This window comes from Arthrobacter sp. ISL-5, from assembly GCF_018613835.1.
Classification (GTDB): domain Bacteria; phylum Actinomycetota; class Actinomycetes; order Actinomycetales; family Micrococcaceae; genus Arthrobacter.
Map to the genome: position 1 here is coordinate 101,315 of NZ_JAGGPM010000019.1, position 23,424 is coordinate 124,738.

The 23,424-nt window shown below is 63.1% G+C and carries 23 protein-coding genes; 10 read left to right on the forward strand and 13 right to left on the reverse strand.

The features are described 5' to 3' along the window. Positions 1-2: 2 nt before the first annotated feature. Genes J7I89_RS11025 through J7I89_RS11045 form a run of 5 tightly spaced genes read right to left on the reverse strand, consistent with a single transcriptional unit; the run spans position 3 to position 5,789 of the window. Entirely contained in the window at positions 3-1,004 is a 1,002-nt protein-coding gene (locus tag J7I89_RS11025) for a dihydroxyacetone kinase subunit DhaK (protein WP_214969955.1), read from the reverse strand. 44 nt (positions 1,005-1,048) lie between these two features. Beyond that, entirely contained in the window at positions 1,049-2,122 is a 1,074-nt protein-coding gene (locus J7I89_RS11030; RefSeq protein ID WP_251045167.1) for an ABC transporter permease, read from the reverse strand. Next, positions 2,119-3,174: an ABC transporter permease gene (locus J7I89_RS11035; RefSeq protein ID WP_214969957.1), complete on the reverse strand. Its 1,056-nt coding sequence runs from the start codon at positions 3,172-3,174 to the stop codon at positions 2,119-2,121. Before J7I89_RS11035 ends, J7I89_RS11030 begins: the two co-directional genes overlap by 4 nt. Next, positions 3,171-4,685, reverse strand: coding sequence for a sugar ABC transporter ATP-binding protein (locus J7I89_RS11040; RefSeq protein ID WP_214969959.1), 1,515 nt, complete (start codon positions 4,683-4,685; stop codon positions 3,171-3,173). Before J7I89_RS11040 ends, J7I89_RS11035 begins: the two co-directional genes overlap by 4 nt. A gap of 60 nt (positions 4,686-4,745) precedes the next feature. Beyond that, a complete protein-coding gene (locus tag J7I89_RS11045; protein WP_214969961.1) occupies positions 4,746-5,789 on the reverse strand; it encodes a substrate-binding domain-containing protein in 1,044 nt (347 codons plus the stop codon). Between the two features lie 192 nt (positions 5,790-5,981). On the opposite strand from J7I89_RS11045, the gene J7I89_RS11050 reads away from it, so the two are divergent. Beyond that, the gene (locus tag J7I89_RS11050; RefSeq protein ID WP_214969963.1) at positions 5,982-6,752 is read left to right on the forward strand and encodes a DeoR/GlpR family DNA-binding transcription regulator; all 771 of its coding nucleotides are present in this window, start codon (positions 5,982-5,984) and stop codon (positions 6,750-6,752) included. A gap of 91 nt (positions 6,753-6,843) precedes the next feature. On the opposite strand, the gene J7I89_RS11055 is transcribed toward J7I89_RS11050, so the two are convergent. Continuing rightward, on the reverse strand, positions 6,844-7,590 hold the full coding sequence (locus tag J7I89_RS11055) for a GntR family transcriptional regulator (RefSeq protein WP_308159870.1): 747 nt from the start codon (positions 7,588-7,590) through the stop codon (positions 6,844-6,846). 164 nt (positions 7,591-7,754) lie between these two features. Here J7I89_RS11055 and J7I89_RS11060 point away from each other — a divergent pair, with 164 nt between their 5' ends. From J7I89_RS11060 to J7I89_RS11075, 4 genes are read left to right on the forward strand one after another with little or no spacing between them, the layout of a single operon-like run. Further along, positions 7,755-8,558, forward strand: coding sequence for an SDR family oxidoreductase (locus tag J7I89_RS11060; RefSeq protein WP_214969967.1), 804 nt, complete (start codon positions 7,755-7,757; stop codon positions 8,556-8,558). Positions 8,559-8,607: 49 nt separating this feature from the next. Continuing rightward, positions 8,608-9,963, forward strand: a complete 1,356-nt coding sequence (locus J7I89_RS11065) for an MFS transporter (RefSeq protein WP_214969969.1) — start codon at positions 8,608-8,610, stop codon at positions 9,961-9,963. After that, the gene (locus J7I89_RS11070; RefSeq protein WP_214969971.1) at positions 9,960-10,823 is read left to right on the forward strand and encodes an oxaloacetate decarboxylase; all 864 of its coding nucleotides are present in this window, start codon (positions 9,960-9,962) and stop codon (positions 10,821-10,823) included. Before J7I89_RS11065 ends, J7I89_RS11070 begins: the two co-directional genes overlap by 4 nt. Before the next feature lie 28 nt (positions 10,824-10,851). Continuing rightward, positions 10,852-11,847, forward strand: coding sequence for a C-terminal binding protein (locus tag J7I89_RS11075; protein WP_214969974.1), 996 nt, complete (start codon positions 10,852-10,854; stop codon positions 11,845-11,847). 658 nt (positions 11,848-12,505) lie between these two features. On the opposite strand, the gene J7I89_RS11080 is transcribed toward J7I89_RS11075, so the two are convergent. Both J7I89_RS11080 and J7I89_RS11085 read right to left on the reverse strand, forming a co-directional pair. Next, the gene (locus J7I89_RS11080; RefSeq protein WP_214969977.1) at positions 12,506-12,643 is read right to left on the reverse strand and encodes a hypothetical protein; all 138 of its coding nucleotides are present in this window, start codon (positions 12,641-12,643) and stop codon (positions 12,506-12,508) included. Between the two features lie 167 nt (positions 12,644-12,810). Continuing rightward, positions 12,811-13,779 carry a GNAT family N-acetyltransferase gene (locus tag J7I89_RS11085; protein ID WP_251045168.1) on the reverse strand — a complete coding sequence of 323 codons (969 nt, stop codon included), beginning with the start codon at positions 13,777-13,779 and terminating at the stop codon, positions 12,811-12,813. 286 nt (positions 13,780-14,065) lie between these two features. Between J7I89_RS11085 and J7I89_RS11090 the strand changes: the two genes are divergently transcribed. Further along, entirely contained in the window at positions 14,066-14,893 is an 828-nt protein-coding gene (locus tag J7I89_RS11090) for a sulfurtransferase (RefSeq protein ID WP_214969980.1), read from the forward strand. A 103-nt stretch (positions 14,894-14,996) separates the two neighbouring features. Here J7I89_RS11090 and J7I89_RS11095 read toward each other — a convergent pair whose 3' ends face one another. Continuing rightward, on the reverse strand, positions 14,997-15,683 hold the full coding sequence (locus J7I89_RS11095) for a DUF2848 domain-containing protein (RefSeq protein WP_214969982.1): 687 nt from the start codon (positions 15,681-15,683) through the stop codon (positions 14,997-14,999). A 138-nt stretch (positions 15,684-15,821) separates the two neighbouring features. Between J7I89_RS11095 and J7I89_RS11100 the strand changes: the two genes are divergently transcribed. Further along, on the forward strand, positions 15,822-17,213 hold the full coding sequence (locus tag J7I89_RS11100; protein WP_214969985.1) for an MFS transporter: 1,392 nt from the start codon (positions 15,822-15,824) through the stop codon (positions 17,211-17,213). A 7-nt stretch (positions 17,214-17,220) separates the two neighbouring features. Here J7I89_RS11100 and J7I89_RS11105 read toward each other — a convergent pair whose 3' ends face one another. Beyond that, positions 17,221-17,877 (reverse strand): GntR family transcriptional regulator, encoded by a 657-nt coding sequence (locus tag J7I89_RS11105; RefSeq protein ID WP_214969986.1) that lies wholly within the window; start codon positions 17,875-17,877, stop codon positions 17,221-17,223. Positions 17,878-17,909: 32 nt separating this feature from the next. Between J7I89_RS11105 and J7I89_RS11110 the strand changes: the two genes are divergently transcribed. Then, positions 17,910-18,704, forward strand: coding sequence for a carbon-nitrogen hydrolase family protein (locus J7I89_RS11110; RefSeq protein ID WP_214969989.1), 795 nt, complete (start codon positions 17,910-17,912; stop codon positions 18,702-18,704). 30 nt (positions 18,705-18,734) lie between these two features. Here the strand turns inward: J7I89_RS11110 and J7I89_RS11115 are convergent, their stop codons facing one another. The 3 genes from J7I89_RS11115 to J7I89_RS11125 all read right to left on the reverse strand — a co-directional run bounded on the left by J7I89_RS11115 (position 18,735) and on the right by J7I89_RS11125 (position 20,531). Continuing rightward, the gene (locus J7I89_RS11115) at positions 18,735-19,526 is read right to left on the reverse strand and encodes a ZIP family metal transporter (protein ID WP_214969992.1); all 792 of its coding nucleotides are present in this window, start codon (positions 19,524-19,526) and stop codon (positions 18,735-18,737) included. A gap of 161 nt (positions 19,527-19,687) precedes the next feature. After that, on the reverse strand, positions 19,688-20,185 hold the full coding sequence (locus J7I89_RS11120) for an SRPBCC domain-containing protein (RefSeq protein ID WP_214969995.1): 498 nt from the start codon (positions 20,183-20,185) through the stop codon (positions 19,688-19,690). 13 nt (positions 20,186-20,198) lie between these two features. Further along, positions 20,199-20,531, reverse strand: a complete 333-nt coding sequence (locus tag J7I89_RS11125) for a helix-turn-helix transcriptional regulator (RefSeq protein WP_214969998.1) — start codon at positions 20,529-20,531, stop codon at positions 20,199-20,201. 194 nt (positions 20,532-20,725) lie between these two features. On the opposite strand from J7I89_RS11125, the gene J7I89_RS11130 reads away from it, so the two are divergent. Then, the gene (locus tag J7I89_RS11130) at positions 20,726-22,324 is read left to right on the forward strand and encodes a CdaR family transcriptional regulator (protein WP_214970001.1); all 1,599 of its coding nucleotides are present in this window, start codon (positions 20,726-20,728) and stop codon (positions 22,322-22,324) included. Further along, positions 22,321-23,262, forward strand: coding sequence for a glutaminase (locus tag J7I89_RS11135; RefSeq protein ID WP_214970004.1), 942 nt, complete (start codon positions 22,321-22,323; stop codon positions 23,260-23,262). The genes J7I89_RS11130 and J7I89_RS11135 overlap by 4 nt, the downstream gene beginning before the upstream one ends. The last annotated feature ends 162 nt before the right edge of the window (positions 23,263-23,424 follow it).

Genomic DNA, 23,424 nt, shown 5'->3' on the forward strand with positions numbered 1-23,424 from the left:
GTTCAAACCTCCTGGAAGAACGGTGAGGACGCCGGCGCCTCGAGGAGCGCAAGCCGGTCGTCATTGAGTTTGAGAAGTGAGATCGATGCGCCGGCCATCTCCAGGCTGGTGGCGTATTCGCCAACGTAGTTCTTCCCGATGGACACGCCGCGGGAAGTCAGGCTGTGGTGCACGCGGCGGTACATCACGTAGAGCTCTTCGAGCGGAGTGGCGCCCATGCCGTTGACCAGAACAGCGACGCTGTCGCCGTCGGCAAGCTCGAGGTCGGCGACGAGGGCGTCGACCAGGCGGTCCGTAATCGCGTCCGCAGTCTCCAGCGGACCGCGGTGGATGCCCGGCTCGCCGTGGATTCCGATGCCGATCTCCATTTCGCCGTCGGGCAGGTCGAAGCTTAACGCTCCAGTGGTCGGAAGGATGGTCGGAGACAGTCCGATGCCCATGGTCGCGGTGTTCTCAACAATGTCCTCGGCGGCTGCCGCGACCTCTTCCAGCGTGTCTCCCCGCTCAGCTGCGGCGCCGGCCGCCTTGTAGGCAAACAGCGTGCCGGCGACGCCGCGGCGCTCCTGGCGGTTTTCCTTGGGCTGGCTTGCGACATCGTCCCGGCCGAGCACTGTCATGGTCTCAATGTCCTCGAGTTCGGCCAAGTCTGCGGCCAGGTCGAAATTGAAGACGTCGCCGCCGTAGTTTCCGTACAGGTACAACACGCCGGCACCGCCATCGACGGCTTTCGTCGCTTCAAAACACTGCTGCGAGCTTGGTGAGCTGAAGACGTTTCCAATGGCGACACCCGAGCAAAGGCCCTGGCCGACGTAGCCCTTGAAAAGGGGCAGGTGCCCTGAGCCGCCGCCCGTGACGATGCCGACCTTGCCCGCTACGGGAGCATCGGCGCGGACCAGTATCCGGGGATCGTCGCCGGGATTCTTCAGCTTGTCGGGGTGCGCAAGGACGATGCCTTCGATCATCTCGTTGACGAAATCCTCGGGCTTGTTAATGATCTTCTTCACGTTTTTCCTTCTGTTGACGCAAGGGTGAGGTTTGTGGGTGAGCTCTAGCCTGGCTGGACGGCAGGTTTGCGGCTGCGCAGACGGCGGCGCCACTTGACTTGTTCGAATGCCATGGCGGCGACCAGTATCAGGCCTTGGGCTATTGCGTACTGGTAGGCCGACAGGCGCATCGCGGTGAATCCGCTCGAGACGATCTGCAGGGTCAGCGTTGCCAGCACGACGCCCAGAACGGTGGCAAACCCGCCATTGGGATTAGTACCGCCAAGTACAGCGATAACGATGACGAGGAGCACGTAGGACGCGCCGTAATCCGCAGAGGCCGTTGGATTTCGGGCAATGAAAAGAACTCCCGCAATGCCACTCAGCAAGCCTGTGAGAACGTACGTACTCAGCAGGATCTTGCGGCTGGCGATGCCCGAGTATCGTGCCGCCGTCGGATTCGCTCCCTGGAGCTGGATCCTCAGGCCAAGCGGCGTGCGAGTGACCACGACTCCAATGGCAACAGCGACGAGCACGAAGACATAGAAGAGGATAGGAATTCCGGCGACTGTCGACGAACCGATTGCCGTCAGTGCGGACGGCGAGCCGTAGAGCGTCTTACCACCCGTCCAGGCAACGGCAATTCCGTTGTAGATCTGCATCGTACCGAGCGTCGCAAGAATAGGCGTGATGCCCAACCCGGAGATCAGCAGGCCATTGATGGCACCGCCCAGAACGCCGACGGCGATGCCGGCCAGGAGGATGACCGGGAACAGCTGCTCCGCCAGGGCGGGGTCGCCCGCTGCGACCGCCGTAAACATTGTCGACATCGTAATGGCCGACAGGTTGGCCATCGCCACTAGGGAGAGGTCGATTCCGCCTGTAAGCATTGCGAGCATCATGGCGATGGCGATCACGCCGATCTCCGGCGAATTCAGCGCAATGTTCCGGAGATTGGTCCCGCTCAGGAAGATGGAGGGTTTGAGCGCGGCAAAGACCGCGAAGGCAACGACCACGAGGATCAGCATCCGGCGGACGCCGCCTTCGATGCGTCCAAGGCCAAGCAGCCGAGTCCAGCCTGCGTCCACGGAGTCGTTGAGCCTGCTCAGGGGCTTCGTTTCAGGATCGGCGAGTTTCATGCTGGAACCTCCTGCTTCTGATGGGTCTCATCGATGACACTGGCACGGGAGGATCGCCGCGAGGCTACAGCCTGGATACCCACACCGATGATGAGAAGGACGCCGACGGCCGTCCTCTGCCACGCGCTGGGGACTCCGGCCAGGATGAGGCTGTTGTAAATGACCTGGACCAAAATGACGCCGAGTGCCGTCCCAAGGACCGAACCGCGGCCACCGAAGATCGAGGCACCGCCCAGGACGACTGCAGCGATGATGTCCAGTTCGCTGCCGACGAGGATCTGCGGGCTCGCGCTGCGGCCCATGATGACGTAGATCATCCCGCCTGCTGCCGCCATAGTGCCGGCAATGACATAGACCGCCACCTGTGTGCGCATGACGCGGATGCCGGCCCGGCGGGCAGCCTCAACATCACCGCCGATTGCGTAGATGCTGCGGCCGAACATAGTGCTGCGAAGGACCCAGGCAAGCCCCATGGCCAATAACACGGCCGGAACTACGAGGACATGCAGGTACGCACTGCCCGTGGGCGTACTGACTTCGAAGAGGTTCGTCGTGGACACGTGTGCCATCGAGGTTGGAAGGTCGGCGATGTAGCGTGAGCCGACATAGGTCAGCAGCGCACCCTTGAAGATGCCTTGGGTGCCGAGGGTGACGATCAGGGTTGGCAAGCGGAACTTGGCAATCAGGAAGCCGTTGATGACGCCAAGCGAGGCTCCGATCAGCAGCGCCAGCGCGAAGGCGCCAATAAGTCCAAGGTCCGGCGTACCGCTCTGCAGTGCCCGCACCGTGGTGTAGGCCGCAAACACGGCAATCGCGGCGAAGGACACGTCGATGCCGCCCGAAATGATCACCATGAGGACGCCCAGTGCAAATATCAGCGGAACAATCGAGCTCCGCAGGATGCTGAAAGCGGTCGGGAGTGTGAAGAAGGCGGGGTTTGCGATGGACATGGCCACGATGAGTGCGAGGAGGACTACCGCCAGGACGCCTTCGTTGTTCGCTCCCCTCAGCAGCCGAAGACGGTCCGGAATGGCCAGACTGGCGCCGCTCATGCAGCCACCTTCTCTCGGATCGTGTCGACGGCGACGTCGTCGCCCTCGAGAATTTCAACAACCCTGCCGTGCCTTACGACGAGTACGCGATGGCAGCAGGCGACGAGTTCCGGGGCGTCATCGGAGATGACGATGACGCCCATCCCGGCAGCCGCCTCAGCCCGGAGGATGCCGAGGATTTCTGCCTTGGATCCGATATCCACGCCGACGGTGGGCCCGTTGAGCATGAGGATGCGCGGCCGGCGCGCCAGCCATTTTGCGAGCACAACGCGCTGAGCGTTACCGCCGGACAGGGACCGCACCGGCGCTTGGACGTTCGGAGCCTTGACACGCAGTCGGGCAAACAGGCCCTGGATCGTCTCACGTACAGCGCGGAGGTCGAGGGTACCGAAACGAGTCGTATGCTCGTTCGGGGATCCTGCGATGATGTTGTCGGCAATCGACTTGTCCATGAAGAGCCCCTGTGTCAGGCGGTCTTCGGGCACATACCCGATGCCGGCATCGATGGCGTCATTGATGGAGTGAAGCCGGACCGGCGTTCCGTTGACCTTTACAACCCCGCTGTCGTGCGGCACCACACCGAAGAGCGCTTCGGCGATCTCTGTGCGCCCCGAACCCAGCAGGCCGGTCACGCCGAGTATCTCTCCGCGGCGCAACGTGAAGGAGACGTCCTCATAGGCGCCTCGCAGGCCAAGGCCCTCGAGTTCCAATACGATCTCAGACTGGGCGTCGAGCTCGCTGACATGGCGTGTCTCGTCGAGTTCCTGTCCGGTCATGTGAAGGGCAATGGCGCGCGGGTCCAGCATCGACGCGGGGCTGGTGACCACGTTCTTGCCGGAACGAAGAATTGCGACACGCTGGGAGATCTTCAGGACCTCGTCCAGCTTGTGGGAGACGAAGATCAGACCCACTCCCCGGGATCGAAGCCGCTCAACGATCACGAAGAGCCTGTCGACCTCGGTGTGCGTAAGTGCCGTCGTCGGCTCATCCATGATCAGGACGCGGGCATCACTGACGAGCGCACGGCAGATGGCCGTCAGCTGCTTGTCAGCGACTGAGAGCCGCTCGACGTCGGCGTCAAGGTCCAGATGCAAGCCGAGTTCGTCGACAATCGCCTGCGCTGCCGGGCGGGCTGCCCTGCCGCTGTACAGCCGCCGACGGTCCGCTACGGCCGATGTCAGGATGATGTTTTCAGCCACGGTGAGGTTCGGGAACAGCGAGAAATCCTGATAGATGACCTGGATCCCGCTCTTGATGGCGTCGGTTGGGTCCATCGACGAGTAGGTGTTGCCGTCGACAATAATCTCGCCCGAGTCCGGTTTCTCGGCTCCGGAGATGATCTTGATCAGCGTCGACTTTCCACAGCCGTTCTCTCCGGCCAGGCACAGTACCTCGCCGGGCAGCAGATCAAGCGAGACGTCGTTGAGCGCGGTGACTCCGCCGAACGTCTTGACAATGTTGCGCACCTCGAGAACAGGCGAAGACGGCCCTTTCAGGGCAGTGCTTGTCATATCGAAACCCTTTCAGGAGGGCGCAGGGCGCAGTGATGGGCGCCCCCGCGCCCCGAACGGTCAGAAGTTGTACTGCTTGGCGGTTGCGGCGTCGGCTTCGATCGATGCGTCGCCCAGGAACACGTTGTCGTAGCCCTTCAGCTTCTTCAGGCTGTTGTAGCCCTTGATGCCCAAGTCGGTGCCTTCTTCGACCTTGCCTCCGCTGGCAAGGATGCGCGCGATCTCCAGCTGAGCCTCACCGGCGAGGGCCGGGTCCCAGAAGAAGATCTTGTCGATTCCGCCGCTTGCCAGGTACTTGCTCGCGGCAGACGGAATTGACGTGCCCATCACACAGATGTCCTTCGCGCGTCCGGCTTCTTCAACCGCGCGGGCGATGCCCGGGACGTCGTTGCCGGCAGAGCCTTCGAATCCCTTGATGTTGGGGTGCTTCGCGAGAATTTCCTTGGCCTTCTGGTAGGCAGCCGCCTCGTTGTCGGTGCTTTCGATCGGATCCTCTACGCGCTTCATGCCCGGGAAGTTCGACTTCTGGTAGTCATAGGCAGCCCCGACCCATTCCATGTGCGTCTTGGCCGTGAGGCCGCCGACGAACTGGACGTACTCGCCCTTGCCGCCCATGCAGGCACCGAGGCTCTTCATGATTTTCTCGCCGTAAACGGCGTTGTCGAACGCCTCAATGTCTACGTCGACGTTTTTGATTCCGGTCGCCTCATGGGCGACCGTGATGATGCCCTTCGCCTTTGCCTGGGCTAGGACGCTGGCAACGGCTTCAGGAGAGTTCGGCACGACGGTGATGGCTGTCGGGCTCTGCGCGACCAGGTCCTGGATGATCTTGATCTGCTTCTCCGGACTGACGTCATCGCCTCCCTCGGTGCGCGTGTCGATGCCAGTGCGTTTGCCATAGGCCTCAACGCCCTCATCCATGCGGTCGAACCAAGCGATTCCCTTGAGCTTCACTACGGTCACCATGGTCATGTCGGACGCTTTGGCGTCACCGCTCGCGTTCCCCGCTCCCGCCGCGGCCCCGTCGTTGACCGAGCCGCAGCCCGTCATGAGAAGGGCTGAGACGCCAGCGGCCACAACTGCTGATGTGCGCAAAAGCTTCATCAATTCACTCCTTTGTGATCATGCACGGCGGATGCCTGAATCCGCGCATCGGTTTCTCCGATCTGTGCATACGCTAGGACATATTCGCGCAACTGTCGAGAGATTCGTGCAAAATTGCCGAGATTCGTGCACATATTGCGCGAAATCATGCATCGGTCTAACCTTGAGGTCATACCTAGGGAAAGGGGCCCGATGTCGCGCCGCCAGGAGATTGTCGAGCTCATCGAAGAGCACGGTTTTCAGAGCGTCACCACGCTCGCCCGCAAATTTGGCGTGGACGCGTCTACTATTCGCCGAGACCTCGAGCGGCTGGCGGAGGATAAGAGGATCCGGCGGACACATGGCGGCGCCGCCCCTGCCGAGCCGGTGGCACCTCTCAATGCGACGGGGACCCAGCTACGGGAGAAACAAGCCATCGGCGCAGCCACGGCGGACAGAATCCTTGAGAACCAGACGGTGCTTCTTGACAGCGGATCCACCTGCCTGGAGGTAGCACGCCATCTCGACCACTCACGCCTCACCGTCGTAACGCATGACTTGCTCGTCGGACTTGAGATATCCCGGAAGCCACGAATCAATCTGGTGTTCATCGGGGGCGAGCTCCTGCCCGGCGCCACTTCCATGTGGGGCCCCGCGTCGCTCCAACAACTCGAGAACATGCGCATCAATGTGGCCGTTTTCGGAGCGGGCGCTGTAATGGATGACGGGATTTACGCGAGCTCGAGTTACTCGATCGAGCTCAAACGCAAAATGCGCTCCGTCGCTGCGGAGGCCTTCTTCGTGGCCGACAGCACGAAGTTCGGGCGCGAGGCGCTCTTCAAGGTCTTTGGATTCGAGGACTTTACTGCCGGCATCACCGACGACGGAATTGATCCAATTCGGGCGGCGCGCTGGCCCATTCCCCTGATCCGGGCCAGCACCAAGAATGACGCCGAAGCCAGCGGCATAAGCCGACGCGCATAGTTTTCAGAGGGCGACGGTTTCTCAGCGGACGACGGCGGGAACCTCCCGCCGTCGTTTTCTTCCGTGCGTGAGCCCCACACTTTTCATCCGGTCAGCGGCCAAGTTTCTGCACGAGGCGGTCCCTCTTGCTGCCTGACTCCACAACCTCGCGCTGGCGCAGCGCCGAGGCGTAACTGTCCCGGGTCCGCAGGATATGACGTTCCAGCACCGCTGCGACCCCGGCGGCGTCGCCCCTCCTGAAGCGCTCCACGATCAGGGCATGTTCTTCCATTGACGTGGCCGTGGCACCCGCTGTTCTTGAGGCCAGGTGTGCGCGCAAAGCGGATATCCGCGCCACGTTCATTCGATAGGCCCGCTGAAGGTATCTATTGCCACAATGGTCAAAAAACGTCAGGTGAAAGCGGGCATCCAGGCGGTTGTATTCGCGGCGATCGTCGGCATCCAGGGCATCGCTCATCGCAGCCAGAAGCGTGGCAAGATCATTGGCGGCACCTTCCTTGTTGCCCGCTATCGCGAGCTCTACGGCCCACGCCTCGAACCTAATCCGGCAATCACCAAGCTCAAGAATCTCGTCGGCACTCGGTCTGAAAATATAAGTGCCCGACTTTGGCACGATATCCACGAGCCCCTCAGCCTGCAGTTCCCGAAGCGCCTCCCTAACAGGAGTCCTGCTTACGCCGAAGATGTCGGAGATGACGTCCTCTGACAACGGCTCCCCCAGGTTGAAGGCGCCGTCCATGATCGCCGTGCGAAGCTCTGCTGCGACACCATAGGCGAGCGAAGAGTCCCTCAACACGCACCTCCCTGCTTGTCTTTCCGTCTGAGGAAATCTTGTCACGACTCGTGACCGCTCAGCGCCATGCGGGGCAGGTGACCCATGGCTTAGCCCCTTTAATCGCAGCCAACGTCTTGCATTCCAATTGTTGCAGAACTAGTATCCTAGTTGCGCGTGACCTAGAACACGTAATGCGGTGCGCCCACCAAATCAAAGGAGATTTATCCGTGCTGGAAAATGTGGTTGTCGCAGTGACAGGGGCTGCCCAGGGTATTGGCCGCTCGATTGCACTCAAGGTCGCCTCACTTGGCGCCGACGTTTGCCTGGCTGACATAAACCTGGACGGAGCCGAAGCGGTGGCCGACGAAATCCGCGATCTGGGGCGCAATGCAATGGCAGTGCGGGTGGATGTCACGGACCCAACGTCCACAGAGGACTTGATGCGCTCCGTAACGCAGAACTTCGGACGCCTCGACGTCGCAGTCTGCAACGCCGGCATCGTGCAGGTAAAGCCGTTCTTCGACATCACCGCAGAGGACTGGAACAGGACCATGACCGTCAACGGACTCGGTACCTTCCTGACCCTCCAGAGTGCCGCCCGGGTTATGCGGGAACAAACCCCCCTCAGCCCAGGCCGCCCGAGCGGAAAAATCATCAACATGGCGTCCATCGCGGGCCGGTACGGGGCGGGCGCCATGGCACCCATGACTCCGCATTACCGGGCCAGCAAAGCTGCCGTCATCAGCCTCACCCAAACAGCCTCGTTTGGCCTCGCGCCGAAGATCACGGTCAACGCCGTCTGCCCTGGGATCGTCGACACCGACATGTGGACCCAGATTGATCGCGAATGGAGTGAGGCGGAAGACCTGCTGCCCGGCGAGGCCTGGAGGTCCCGCACAGCCGCGATCCCCATGGGACGCCCGCAGACGCCCACTGACGTCGCAGAGGTCGTGGGCTTCCTGTGCTCATCATCGTCCGATTACATGACCGGCCAGTCGATCAACGTCGACGGCGGCCTGTTCATGTCCTGACCGGTTGCCCCGACCGCCAGATCCCGCCCGTTCCAGAAAGGTTTCCGATATGAGCGAGAGCCGCTCCGCCAATTTGACTGCAAGGATGCATCACCCGGATCCCCGCACCACCGTCCGGAAAATCACACGTCGCCTCCTTCCCATCATCTTTATCGCCTACGTCATTGCATATGTGGACCGGGTCAATCTCGGGTTCGCACAGTTGTCCATGGGCGAAGAACTCGGCATCAAGGCAGCGGCGTACGGACTCGCCGCTTCCATCTTCTTCATCGCCTATTTCATCTTCGAGGTGCCGAGCAACCTGTTGCTGAGCAAATTTGGGGCCCGTAACTGGATCACCCGGATCATGATCAGCTGGGGACTGGTGACGGTCCTGACCGGGTTCGTGACCAGCATCGAAATGCTGTACGCCACCCGCTTTCTCCTCGGAATTGCCGAGGCGGGATTCTTCCCCGGCATGATCTACTTCCTCACCCAGTGGTACCGCAGTTCTGACCGGGCGAAGGCACTCGGATGGCTGATTTTCGCGCAGCCAATCGCTTTCATGGTGGGCGGATTCTTCGGCGGGCTAATCCTCGACAACATCCACTGGTTCGGGCTGTCCTCATGGCAGTGGGTGTTCATCCTCACCGGAGTGCCCGCGGTGCTGATGGGAATTGTTGTCTACGTGAAGCTGCCGGACAGCCCGCAAAAGGCTAAATGGCTCACACCTTCGGAAAGCACGTGGCTGACCGACGCGATCGACGCCGAACAAGGCGAAAGCACCGAAGGCATCAAGGCGCAGCTCGCCGCCTTGAAGAACCCCACTGTCCTCCATCTGTCCCTGATTCACCTGGCGTTCGCAACCGGATCTTACGGTTTCAACCTGTTCCTGCCGCTGATCATCAAGCAGATCAATCCCAGCTATTCAGCCACCAACATCGGCTTCACAGCCGTCATTCCCTACTTCTTCGCAGCCATCGGCATCCTTCTCAGTGCGCGCCTCTTCGACAGGGTGCGGCACAAACGGCTCATGGTCGCCGCGTCCTCAATGATGGCAGCAGCCGGCCTGACGGGCGCTGCCCTGCTCAAGGACAACCCCGCGCTGGCGCTGGTCGCCATTTGCATTACCGCCTGTGCAGTGTTCTCCTTTCTGGCCCCGTTCTGGGCGATCGTGACACTTAGGGTCAGCCGGACGCAGGCTGCAGTAGGCGTAGCCGTGGTCAATTCCATCGGAAACCTGGGCGGGTTCTTTGGCCCTTATCTGGTGGGCCAGAACAGCGGTGGCTCCAACGTCATCTCCGGCCTGGTGGCGCCTATCGCCGCCTTCGTCGTCGCCGCCGTGCTGATCTTCTTCCTGAAACAAGCCAAAGGCCCAAGTCCGGCCGCCGAGCGCACCAAAGAGATCCAGGAGAGCATCCGATGAACGCCGCAGCGCAACTGCGCGGACTTCTGCAGCCCGGCGCTCCCATTGTCCGCGCCCCCGGCGCCTACGACTCCCTCTCCGCTCGATTAGTCGAGCAGGCCGGATTTCCAGCCATCTACATGACTGGCTTCGGAGCCACCGCGTCGCGGCTGGGGCTCCCGGACATCGGGCTGCTCACTCAGACGGAAATGACCGAGCATGCCCGGAACATGGTCCGTGCCACCCAGGCACCAATCATCGCGGACGCCGATACCGGATACGGCGGTCCCTCCAATATCCACCGCACGGTGCAGGAGTACATTCAGGCGGGTGTCGCAGCCATCCACCTCGAAGATCAGGTGGCACCGAAACGTTGCGGACAGATGGCAGGCATCCAGCTGATGAGCCGCGCTGAGAGCGAGAAGCGGCTCAAGGCCGCGCTTTCTGCCCGGGACGACGACGATCTCATCGTCATCGCCCGGACCGACGCACTCGCGGCCACCGGCCGTGAGGACGCGATCGACCGCGCGAAGAGCTATCAGGACGCTGGTGCCGACCTCGTGTTCGTGGACGGCATCAAAACCCGCGCGGACATTGAATACGTCGCCCACCATCTGCCCGGCCGCAAGGTCGCTTCGCTGGTGGACGGCACCGATGCCGCTTCGCTGACGGCGGGAGAACTGCAGGAGATGGGCTTCTCGATGGTCTTCTACGCCCTCACCGCACTTTTCGCGGCGGTCACGGGCGCCAGGACCACCTTGGCCCGGCTCCACGACGGCGAGGTGATCCCGGCAAGCACTTCCGGAATCAACTACACCGACTATTCCCAGATCGTCGGCCTTGATTTCCATCAAAGGCTCGACGCCGCCTACGGCGCCTGACGGCCGTCACCTCACCGGAAAGATGAACATGTTCAAGATTGTTGTGACCGACTACGAATTCGCCAACTTGGCGCCGGAGCTGGAAGTTTTTGGCGCCGCCGACGTCGAATTCGTCACCGGGCCCTTTGAATCGAGGGAAGCGCTGGCTGAGGCTTGCGGCGACGCGGACGCCATCATCAACCAGTACGTCGAGCTCGATGCCGGATTCATCGGGCGTCTCGAGCGGTGTGCCGTGATCTGCCGCTACGGCATCGGCGTCAACACCATTGATGTTGACGCCGCCACCGCGGCAGGCATCATGGTTGCCAACGTGCCGGACGGCTCCCTGGACGATGTTTCCGACCACGCGGCGGCCATGATTCTCTCGCTCTCCCGCGGATTGGGTTCCTACGACCGCGCCATCCGCGCCGGCGTCTGGGACTACGCGGCGGCTAAGCCGCTGCACCGGCTTCGTGGCCGGATTCTGGGCCTGGTCGGATTCGGCAACATACCCCAGCGCCTCGCCGAGAAGATGCAGGTATTTGGAATGGAGATCCTTGCGTTCGATCCCTTCGTCCGCGCAGAGAAGGCCGCCGAATCGGGTGCACGGCTAGTTGGGTTGGAGGAACTGGCCGCCACCTCCGACGTCATCTCCGTCCACGTGCCCCTCAACGATGAAACTCGCGGACTGATCGGCAAGGACCAGCTGGCGCTGATGAAACCGACGTCGCTGATCATCAATACCGCCCGCGGCGGCATCATCGATGAGGACGCCCTCACCGCTGCCCTGCGTGCTGGGCGCATCTCCGGTGCGGGCCTCGATGTGTTCGCTGACGAACCGCTGCCGGCGGGGAGCCCCTTCGCATCTCTCGACAACACTGTCCTCTCACCCCACACCGCTTGGTACTCGGAGCAGTCCGAGCATGAAATCCGCACCAAGACTGCGCAGAACGCGCTTGCAGCCCTCATCGACGGCCGGCCACTGTATCTCGTCAATCGGGACCTGAAGCCCCGGGTCGTCGCCCGCCGATCGCTGCCACTGTAAGCCCGTGGCGGCATAAAGGTAATGCGGGGCTTTTGCGTTCCACGCTGCACCTACGAACCCCCTGCAACCAGCGCAGCCGCTTCCAGGGCCAAAGACGGAATGCTGCACAAAGCTCTGCCACCGTGAGCGGGACGCTGTGTCTGTGGATTGACCGGCGGCCGCGTTAAGGCTGACCCAGAGGTTCATGATGGCGTCCTTAATTGCCGCCTGGCCGTACATTTCGAAGCGGACGACGGCGGGAACCTCCCGCCGTCGCCTTCTTTCCCAAGCCTTGGGTCGGGCACTGGCGGCGTTGCGGACAGCTGCGTCCGCTATTCAGGCAGGACGACAGTCGTCTCGATTTCGATGAGCAACCCGTCCAGGGCGAGGCCGGTGACGCCGACGATTGTCTGGGCCGGATGGTCCGATGAACCTTGCACTTCTTCGATTGCGGCTGTGATCGTTTCATATTGTGTGGGCTGCAGCGTGTAAATGGTCCGTCGATATACGTCCTCTTAAGTGGCCCCGATGGCATCGAGGGCGATCTTGATGTTTCGCATGGCGGCCTTGTTTGCTCTGCGAGATCGTCGCCGCCGACTATGGCGGCTCAGCGGAGTCCACCCGGATGGGAACAGCGAGATTGCGCACCCCGATTTCGCGCTAGGCAAGATCGTGAATTTCAGAGTGTCGCGGACTGAACCCAGAAGATGATCGACAGTGCAAAGGCAACGATCGGATCAGCCTGAAGCCTCTGGAACAACGTCGTCTCCGACGGGGAGTCACCGATCTCGGGTTCACCGTTCGAGACCGGTGCCATCGCCCACTCCGATGCTTCATTCTGTGCGGGTTGCCAACCCAATCTTCCCCGACAGAGAGGATTGTGCGCACACATCCGACCAAAGTTTCCAGCGGTCCCGCGCACGATCGGCATCGACGCCTCACACGTGCTGCATGCATACGTGGTGCACGGGCGGGGACGGGGAGTCAGCGCCAGTCGTCGATCACGTAGGCGTCGGAGTGGCTGTAGCCGGGCTCGCTGGGCCGGTGCATGGTCACGCCCTGCAACCCGGTACGGAAACCGCGGGCGACCATGCGCTGATAGGCATCCGGGCGGGCCAGGTTCATCCCGGCCTCGATCTGACTCAGTCCGCGGTCGGCGGCCAGTTGCTCGCAGGCGTCGAGCAGTCGTTCGAATCTGTCACCGGCCTGCCCGCCGGGGCGAACGGCGCCGAACTTGACGAGGCAAACATCCGTACCGGCTTCCGATCCCGGTCCACAATGACAGACGGCTAGCCCGTCGAGACCCGACTCGCCCGGCAGCAGTACGGTGTCGCCAAGTCCCTGCGCATGCACGGCCACAATCTCGCGTTGCAGGTCCAGACCCTCATACACCGAGTCGGTCAAGGAGCGACAGGCACTGAGGTAGTCGGCCTGGTCGGCGGCGGACAGCTCGGCATACGTCACCCGAGTGGGCACCGAGCCAGGGGCCGCCACCTGCTTACGCATAACGGCGGTCAGGAACCGAGGCCAGAAACCGTAGCGGCGGTAGAGCTCGAGGTGTTTAGGACTGTGCGAGAAGGTGAACAGGCCGAGGTGGCTATTCCCCCAGGACTCGAAGCAGCCCATGATCGGCTCCATAAGGCTTTTGCCGACCCCCTGGTCCCAAAGGTCCGGACGCACGGTCAACGGGCCGAAGAATCCGACGCTGCCCCAGTTGGCGGCGAAGTTCGATCCGACGAGCTCGCCGTCCACCGTCGCGGCGAAGGCGGCATGCGGATCGGCGGCAAAGCGAGTCCTGACATAGTCAGCGGTCCCGAACAGATCGGGAATCCCGAGGAACGTCCCAAACGCCACCCTGAGGATCTCGTCAGCACGATCTAGGTCCGCTTCGCGCAGCGGGCGGACCGACACCGGGCCCGCTACACTCGTGGGTCCGGTTTCCTGTGCGGTCATGAGTCTCTGCCTTTCCGACTATTTCCTGCAGCCAACCACCAGACGCAACTCCATCGGGAAGCGAATCTGGCACCCCCCGCGATAGAGCCCCGTGAAAGGGTGTAAAACGTCGTGCGCGTTGCTTTGCTGTGTTGTGGATTATGCCGCGAGTTGCGCGGGTTCGTCCAGTACCTGTTGACTCAACATCCCCGCTGTTGAGAGCGGATAACACCGATTCCGGAAGCCTCAAGTCCATATATTGAGATCGATATCTCAATATATGGATCCTCGCTTTAGACTCCGGACTATGAGCAATAGCGACCCGGACTTGCAGCCCTTTGTTGATTGGACCTGGTGCGCGGGCAACTTAGGGCGATTCGTTCTCGTGGATACCCGCTGGTATCTGGATGGGACCTCGGGAAGGGACGCCTACGACGCTGGTCATATCCCGGATGCCGTCTTCGTCGACATGGATCGGTGGCTCTCGGGGGCGGCTTCGAAGAAAGCCGGGAGGAACCCGCTGCCCGACCCTGAAGTGTTTGCCCAGGGGATGCAGGAAGCCGGCATCAGTGACTCTGACGTCGTGATCGCCTATGACGACGCCGGTGGAGTCATCGCGGCCCGAATTGTGTGGATGCTCCGATCGACGGGCCGCAGTGCCGCGATCCTGAACGGGGGTGTCGCCAGTTACCCGGGAGAGCTCGCTACGGAGGCCCCGCAAAGACTGGAAGGAGACTTCTCAGCCCAAGCCTGGCCTGAGACCCTGCTTGCCGATATCTCGGAGGCGTCTTCTGATCACTACAAGGTCGTGGACGCGAGGAATCGCGACCGCTTCGAGGGGCGCCAAGACCCTATTGACCCCCGTCCAGGGCACATACCCGGCGCCGTAAACGTCCCCTGCCGCGAGAACCTCGACTCCTCAGGAAGACTGATCCCAGAGATACAGCTACGCGAGAATTTCGAGCGTGTGGGCATCGTCTCCGCCGAGAACACCATTGCATACTGCGGATCCGGAGTGACCGCCTGCCACAACCTGCTGGTTCTGGAGCAACTCGGAATAGGCAAAGGCAGACTGTTCGTCGGCGGCTGGTCCCAGTATGGATACGCCACAGACAGGCCTGTCGAAACTGCCTAACCTGGCATCCTTCCTAACAGAAAAGGGCATGCACCCCCAACGCAGGACGGACGACGGCGACCTCCCCGCCGTCGTCCGTTTCCGGTTCGCCTCAACGCATGAATCAGCCGATCGGCTCGGGCATCTGCTCAACGACATACTGTGCATCCACCGACGCGCCGGTCACGGGATCCGTCATTTCCACTTTCCAGCTGCGGGCGAACTGGTTCACGCCGTGGGTCATGGCCACGGTGCCGGAAATGAGGACCGTTCCGGGTGCGTTCAGGCCACGTTCCGTGAGCACGTCCAGCCAGTAGTCAGGAGTCAGCAGGGCCGCCAGCGAGCTGTCCTGGATCAGCGTGTCCGGGGTGTCGCCCTCCCCGACCCAACCCTTCAGGGTGATCTGGTCCAGGTGGTCCCGCACGTCACCGAGACGCCAGGCCTTGCGCCCCAGCACGTCCGGGCTGGCGTTCTTGCTCCAGGCAACCCCGTGGACCTCGACCTCGCGGTCCGTGTGGTCGCACGCGACGGTGAGCAGCACGCCGTCGTCGGTGATCACCATCGCCCACTCGGCCTCGCCGGAGGTCCGTCCATGCTGCACGCTTACTTCCGCTATCTGCTGGGCCAGATAGGGGGACACTGGATATAGGGCCGGCGTGGTGGTGGGACCGGGAACGCCCAGTTCAGCCAGTTCGGCAATGTGGGCTTGTACTTCCTCCTGCTCCCGCCCTGCGTAGCCTGCGTTCAGGAGGTGCTTTACCTGTACGTCCTTGGTGCTGCCGTCGGAAAGTTCGAAGCTCAGAGTCGTCATGGTGGATCCATCCTTTTGCTGAAAAATTACAAACCGGAAACCTGAAACGGTCGCCAATGTACATCCAGTATGCGTAATGTATACATTTAACGCCAGCGTGACAGGCGTCACCATAAAAATCTCGTGGAGGACAACACCATGGCAAACGTCCCAGTTCCGGCTTCCGGCACAACGCCGAGTCCGCACAAGCCGATTCATCCCAAGGGCCTGTACAAGGCCTTTGCCGCCAGCCTCACCGGCACCGCGCTCGAGTGGTACGACTTCGCGGTCTACTCGGCTGCGGCCGCCGTCGTATTTCCCATCGTTTTCTTCCCGACCTCCGATCCCCTGACCGGCACCATCCTGGCGTTCTCCACCTACGCGGTGGGCTACGTTTCCCGCCCGGTCGGCGGCATCATCTTCGGCAGGCTCGGGGACCGCATCGGCCGCAAGAAGGTCCTGGTGACCACCCTGATGATCATCGGCGTGGCCACCGTGCTGATCGGCGTGCTGCCCGGTTACGAGAGCATCGGCATCACCGCCCCCATCATCCTGGTCCTGCTGCGGTTCGCCCAGGGCGTGGGCGTGGGCGGCGAATGGGGCGGCGCCGTCCTCCTCTCCAGCGAATACGGCGATCCCAACCGCCGCGGCTTCTGGGCTTCTGCGGCCCAGGTGGGCCCACCCGCAGGCAACCTGATGGCAAACGGCGCCCTGGCGGTCCTCACGCTGGCACTCACCGAGGAACAGTTCCTCTCCTTCGGCTGGCGCATCGCCTTCCTCGTGTCGGCCCTGCTGGTGGCATTCGGCCTCTGGATCCGGCTGAGGCTCGAGGACACTCCCGTCTTCAAGGCAATCCAGGCCCACGGCGAGCAGCCCCACGCCCCGGTCCACGAGGTCTTCCGCAAGGAACTCCGCCCGCTGATCGCTGCCATCCTGTGCCGCGTGGGCCCGGATGTGCTGTACGCGCTGTTTACCGTCTTCACGCTCACCTACGGCATTCAGGTCCTGGGCTACGAACGCAACCAGGTGCTCACCGCCGTCCTGGTCGGCTCCGCATTCCAGCTGTTCATGATCCCGCTGGCGGGCGCCGTCTCCGACCGCTTCAACCGCCGTCTGGTGTACGGCGTCGGCGCTGTGGTGGGTGCAGTCTGGACGTTCATCTTCTTCGGCATCCTGGGCGGAAACAACCAGCCGATGCTCATCGTCGGCATCGTCCTGGGCCTGATGGCGCACTCCTTCATGTACGGCCCCCAGGCCGCCTTCATCGTGGAGCAGTTCTCCCCGCGGCTCCGCTCCACCGGAAGCTCGCTGGCCTACACGTTCGCCGGCGTGATCGGCGGCGCCATCGCCCCGCTCATGTTCACGCTGCTGCTGTCCCAGTTCGGCACCTGGATTCCGGTGGCCATCTACGTTGCCGTAGCCGCGGCCGTCACCGTCGTGGGACTGGCGCTCGGCCGGGACAACGACACCGTGGAGGACCTGGACTACCGCCTGCTGTTGGAAGGAACCGGGGCGGCAACCCAGCCGTCCGGCGCCGCGGAATCCAAGTAAGCCGGACCTAGGTGCGGAGCAGGATGTCGCGGGTAACGGCCAGGTGATGGTCGATGGCCTTCTGCGCCTTGACGGCGTCGCCGGACACCAGGGCATCGAGGATGTCCTGGTGTTCGGAGCACACCTGCTCGCGCCGGCCGCCGGTGCGGAACAGCGCGGATACGCCCACCAGGATCTGCCGCACATGGAGCTTGCTGTAGGTGCGGGAAATGAGTTCGTTTCCGGCGGCATCAATGAGCTGCTGGTGGAACAGGGTATCCAGGCGGATGAACTCCCGCGCCGCCTCCGGGCTGAGGTTGTCGGGAAGCTTGGACTGCTGGTCCAGGGTGTCCTGCATCGTCTCGGCCGGCACCCTGCGCTGCTCGATGACCAGGCGCGCGGCGTGGCTTTCGAGGACACCGCGCAGTTCCATGAGTTCGGACATTTCCCGGCCCGTCACCGGGGGGACATAGGCGCCGCGCTGGGGGATCAGTTCCACCAGGCCGTCGGAGACCAGGAGCAGGAGAGCCTCACGGACCGGGGTGCGCGAGACCCCGATTTCGGCGGCAAGCTCCTGCTCGTTGAGGAACCGCCCCTGCATCTCCGGGTCGATCAGGATGTTTTCGCGCAGGTACGCGTAGGCCTTCTCGCGGCCGGACGCCGCCGTCCCTGACATTTTTCGCATACATTATGTATACAACAGACTGGAGTAAATTCATGCGTCTAGCAGTGGCCCAAATCATCAGCAGCGCCGACCTGGCGGGCAATCTGGAGCTCATCCGAGACTACGCCACGCGCGCCAAAGCCGCCGGGGCCGAGCTGGTGGTGTTCCCGGAAGCGGCGATGCGCGCGTTCGGCAACACTCTCGCGGACATCGCCGAGCCCCTCGATGGCCCGTGGGCCACCGCCGTCCGCCGCATTGCCAGGGAGCTCGACATCGCCGTCGTGGCGGGCATGTTCACCCCCGGGGAGGACGGACGCGTGCGCAACACCCTGCTGGTGACCGGCCCGGGGATCGACACCTCCTACGACAAGATCCACCTCTTCGATGCCTTCGGTTTCGCCGAGTCCGATTCGGTGGACGCCGGAACGTCACCCGTGACCTTCGAACTGAAAGGCACGGTCATAGGCCTCGCCACCTGTTACGACGTGCGCTTCCCCGCACTTTTTACGGCCAACGCCCGGGCCGGCGCCCAGATCATCATTGTCTGCGCGTCCTGGGGCGCGGGCGAGGGAAAGACCGACCAGTGGGACCTGCTGGTCCGTGCCCGCGCCGTGGACAGCACCACGTTCGTGGTGGCCTGCGGACAAGGCGATCCCGTCAGCATCGGCCTTCCGTCCGCCGGCTCCGCCCCCACCGGCATCGGCCACAGCGCCGTAGTGTCGCCTCTCGGCTCCCCCGTCGTTGCCCTGGGCCGCGAACCCGAGCTGGCGGTCGTCGACATTGACCCGTCCGTCATCACGGAAGTCCGCGGAAAACTGCCGGTACTGGCGAACGCCCGGAGTTTCTAGACCGGCCGCATGGGGCGCCGCCAACACCCCTCAGGCGAGCGAGAGCACAAACGAGAGTACGAAGCCGGCGGCCGTGCTGAGTGCCACGGCCGGCCCGCCATGCTCGTACGCCTCGGGCATCAGCGTGTCCGCGAGGGAGGCAATCACGGCTCCCGCTGCGAACGCCAGCGGCAACGATATAGTCTTCGGATCGGCCCCGGACAGCGGGCCCGCACCCAGCACCACAGCGGCCACGAGCAGCACGGCGCACACGGTCCAGAGGCCCATGATGGCACCGGCGGACCTGCCCTGGCTGCGCATGGACGACGCTCCCACTAATGCCTCCGGCAAATTCGACACGAAGATCGCCGCCAAAAGCGCCAGCCCGCCGGTCCCCTCACCCAGCGAAACACCCAAGGCGATGTTCTCCGGCACGCCATCAAGCGTCACCGCCGCCAGCAGCGCCATCCCGGCCGCGCCTCGGGTTGACACAGCGCTCGGCGCCTTCTCGGCAGCGGCGGCGTCGGTGTCGAGCTTGGCGCTGCCGCGGAATTCGTCCGCAGGAGTGGCTTGGGATCCGGGCTGTGCCCAGCGGTCAAGTAGCGCGCTCAGCGCAGTGAACACCACGGCGCCACCAAGCAGACCCAGCGCCGCGCGCACAATCCCGCCGCGCTGGTACGCGTCCTCGAACAGCTCAAAACTCAGGGCGGTGATGAGGGCCCCTGCTGCGAAGGACAAGAGGATCGCCAAGAATCGCTTCGGCAACTCAAAGCGGACACCAACAAACGCGCCCACGATCAGGGCACTGGAAGCCACCACACCGAAAAGCAACGACGTTGCCACACGGTCAGTATAGGAGCACCCCCTTCCGTACGGGGAGGGGCTTGCTCGCAGGCCGCTAGCAACAGCCACCAAACGCACACGCAAGAGGACGACGGCGGGAAGTCCCGCCGTCGTCCTATTGCCTTTCGCGTTCCTACCGTGTGCTTTGATTCAGCAGGCGGTCAGGCGCGGGAGTGCTGGGCCAGGAGGGCGTCGATCTGGCCGGCTGCCTCCTTCATGCCGTCTTCCATGCCCATCTCGACCATCTTGCCCATCTGCTCCTCGGACTCGAACGTGGACAAGACGGTCATCCGGGTGCGGCCGCCGATGTCCTCCAGCGTGACGGTCGCATGCGTGGTGCCCATGGCCTCGACCGGAGCGCCGTCGTCGTCGGCGAAACCGTCGTCAAACTCCAGGCGGCTCGGAGCCTGAATGGCGGTGATGCGCCACCAGCCGCCGGCCTTCTCGCCGTCGGGGCCGGTCATGTAGTAGCTGGCCTCTCCGCCGGGAGTGAATTCGTGCTTCACGAACGTGGCTGGCCAGGTGGGCGGGCCCCACCAGCGCTCAAGCTGCCGCGGGTCCTCCCAGATCTGCCAGACCCGCTCGACGTCGGCGTCGAACTCTGCCACGAGGGTGAAGCTGAGCGTCTCGGTACTCTTTGTGGAACTGATAACCGTCATTGCCGGACCCTTCCTATTCTTCAGCGAGGATTTCTGCGATCCGCGCGGCGCGCTGCCGCCAGATCGCCTCGTACTCATCAAGCAGCCGCCGGGCTTTCTGCAGTCCTTCATGATTGCCCCGCACGATCTGCTCCCTTCCGCGCTTTTCCTTGGTGACCAGGGAAGCGCGCTCCAACACCGCCACATGCTTCTGAACGGCGGCAAAACTCATGGCGTAGAGGGAGGCCAGGCCGGACACCGAATACTCCCCCACCGCCACCCGGCGCATGATGTCCCGCCGGGTGGTGTCCGCGAACGCCTGGAAGAGGCGGTCAAGTTCGGCATCGCTAAGCTGATCTACAACCATTTGGTTGTAGGATATTGCCGCAGGGAGGGGGTGTCAATCCCCCTATTTTGCCCGGACCCGGGCCGCATTGGTTCCGGGACCTAAAACACCCCGCCGGATTTAGGCTGGGATCCATATTTTCCGGGATTTACTGTGGATAGCATTGGGTGACCGGACAGAGCCGTCCGGACGGGTATCAACGCCGAAGGAAACCCATGGCCGCAGCTACAGTGGACGACATCCTGTCGGATCTCCCCCTGGGTTTCGCCAGCCTCATCCTCCGGCCGTCCCGCGCGGAATCACCCATTGAACGTTTTCTGATCGTTGACGCCGACGACGAGACTTCCGACGGCGGGGCAGCGTTTGTCCTGCTCATCGGAGTGCGCGGACGCTCCGCTCTGCCGGCGCTGCGGCGCCTTCTGAAAAACCCTCCGCTGGTGCTGGCCGTCAAGGGCGGCCCCGAGGAACTGGGGGAAGCCGAAGAGCTGCTCCGGGCTGCCGGAACCGGCCTCCTTCTGGTGGATCCGGCAGCGGACTGGGACCGGCTGCTATCCATCGCCAAGGACCGGATCCAGCCACGCAGCTACCAGAGCGAGGTACTGACGCTGCTGGAAGAAGACCTGTTCGCCATCGCCCAGACGACGGCCCGCCTGACGTCGAGCCACGTGGTGATCGAGGATGCCGCCAACAAGGTCCTGGCCTACTCCACGGTGTCGAATGACATCGACGAGCTGCGTAAGGCGTCAATTCTGGCCCGACGCGGTCCGCGCAAATACGAGCTGCTTCTCAAGGATCTTGGCGCCTACCGCGAACTGCACCGGACCCGCCTGCCGGTCAGGGTTCCGGCCAGGCCCCAGGACGGCCTGCGGGAGCGGGTCGCCATTAGCCTGTTCGCCGGAGACCGCATCATGGGGTACATCTGGCTCCAGGAAACCGGGGACGGTTTCAGCGCGGACGTTGATTATGTCCTGACCGGATCAGCCGCGCGAGCCTCCGCCGAGCTGATCCGCTACCGCAACCAGCAGTCGGTGCATATGCGCGAGGACCGCATTGCGCGGATCCTGTCGGGCCCGGCGGAAGCCGCAGCGAGTGCACACAGCGAGAAGATCCCGGCGGACTTTCCTTCGGCCCTGATCCTGCTGGGAATGTCCGCCGCTGGGGCGCAGGAAGACGACGCGGCCCTCAAACACGGGGAACTCGCCAACCTTGCGTCCATCCATGCGGCGGCCTACAAACCGTCTGCCGTCGTGGGGCAGTTCAACGGCGACACCGCTGTGATCATCCCGGGGCTCCAGTCCACCAACGCCGAGGCCGGGCTCCGGAGCCTCGCCGAAGCCATCGTCCGGGACGCCGGGAAGCACCTGGGCATCAGTCCTTTCGCGGCAGTGGGGCCGATCGCCCCCGATCTGTTGTCGATTCACTCCGTGACCGCCAAGACGGAAGCCCTGCTCGGCTGCATGCGGCGGTCAGGGACCGCTGCCGTGGCCACCGTGGACGACTTCGAGGTGGACATCCTGTTCCACGAGGCGGTGGAGAACTTCACGGCCTCCGACTTCCGCCATCGCAGCCTCTGGGCCCTCCTCCGGGACGACGGCGAGCTGGCCGAAACCCTCCGGGCGTATTTCGAGGCGTCCCTGGACGTGGCCGAATGCGCCCAGCGCATGAGGATGCACAAGAACACCGTCTACTACAGGATCAGCAAAATCAGCAGGGTCACCGGCCTGAACTTCAGCAATCCCCGAGATTCATTGGTCGCCCTGCTTCATATCCAGGAGTGGGCCGGCAAGCATAAGGAGCACCTGGGCAAGAAATGATGACAGCACTCGATTCGCCGCCTCTTAACCTGGTCCTGGATGACATCGTCCGCAGCCACCGGCCCAGGAGTGAAGCAGGATCAGTTCCCGCCAGCATCCCCCACCTGTCATCCCCGCCGTTCAACCGTTTCGGGATTGCGGTCGCCACCACATCCGGGGACGTGTTCAGTTCCGGCGACGCGGATCTTCCGTTCTCGATCCAGAGCATCTCGAAGGTCTTCACCCTGGCCATGGCGCTCAGCGCCGGTGACCCCAGTGCGCTCTGGTCCCGCGTACTTCGCGAGCCGTCAGGGACATCCTTCAACTCCCTGGTGCAGCTTGAGGTGGAGCACGGGATCCCCCGGAACCCGTTCATCAATTCGGGCGCCCTGGTGGTGACCGACCACCTGATGGAGAGGTCCGCTGACGCTGCAGGTCATGTCCTGCGCTTCCTCCGCGGCCAGGCGGGGCAGCACAGTGGCCAGGGACCGTTCATCGATGAGGTGGCCGCAGAGAACGAGCTGGCCAACAGCAGCCGCAACCTGGCCCTGGCCCACTTCCTGAAGAACTTCGGCAACCTGCACCGGCCCGCCGAGGCCGTGGTGGAGAACTACGTCAGACAGTGCTCCATCATGATGAGCTGCGTCGAGATGGCGAAGGCCGGCCTGTTCCTTGCCCGCGGCGGGCACGGCGCAACCGGCCCCGTCGTCTCACGGAGCGAGGCCAAGCGCATCGGATCCATCATGCTCACCTGCGGCATGTACGACGCCGCCGGTGAGTTCGCCTACCGCGTCGGCCTTCCCGGAAAGAGCGGTGTGGGCGGCGGAATCCTGGTAATCGTCCCCGGGGAGTGCGCCATCTGCGTCTGGAGCCCGCGGCTGGACTCCAAGGGAAATTCCCTGGCGGGCTCGGCGGCCCTCGCTGACCTGTCCGACCGCACCGGGTGGTCCGTTTTCTGATCCGGTCCCCGCACTTTCCCGTTCCACCCCTCAGTTAGATCTTCAACCGGTCGAAAGGATCACCCATGTCCAACAACCCCAATGACGAGGTTGGCCAGCACGAGGCTGACAGTGGTCACGCCCATGCTTCGGAATCCCTCCTTCATGCGGAAGACAAGGGCT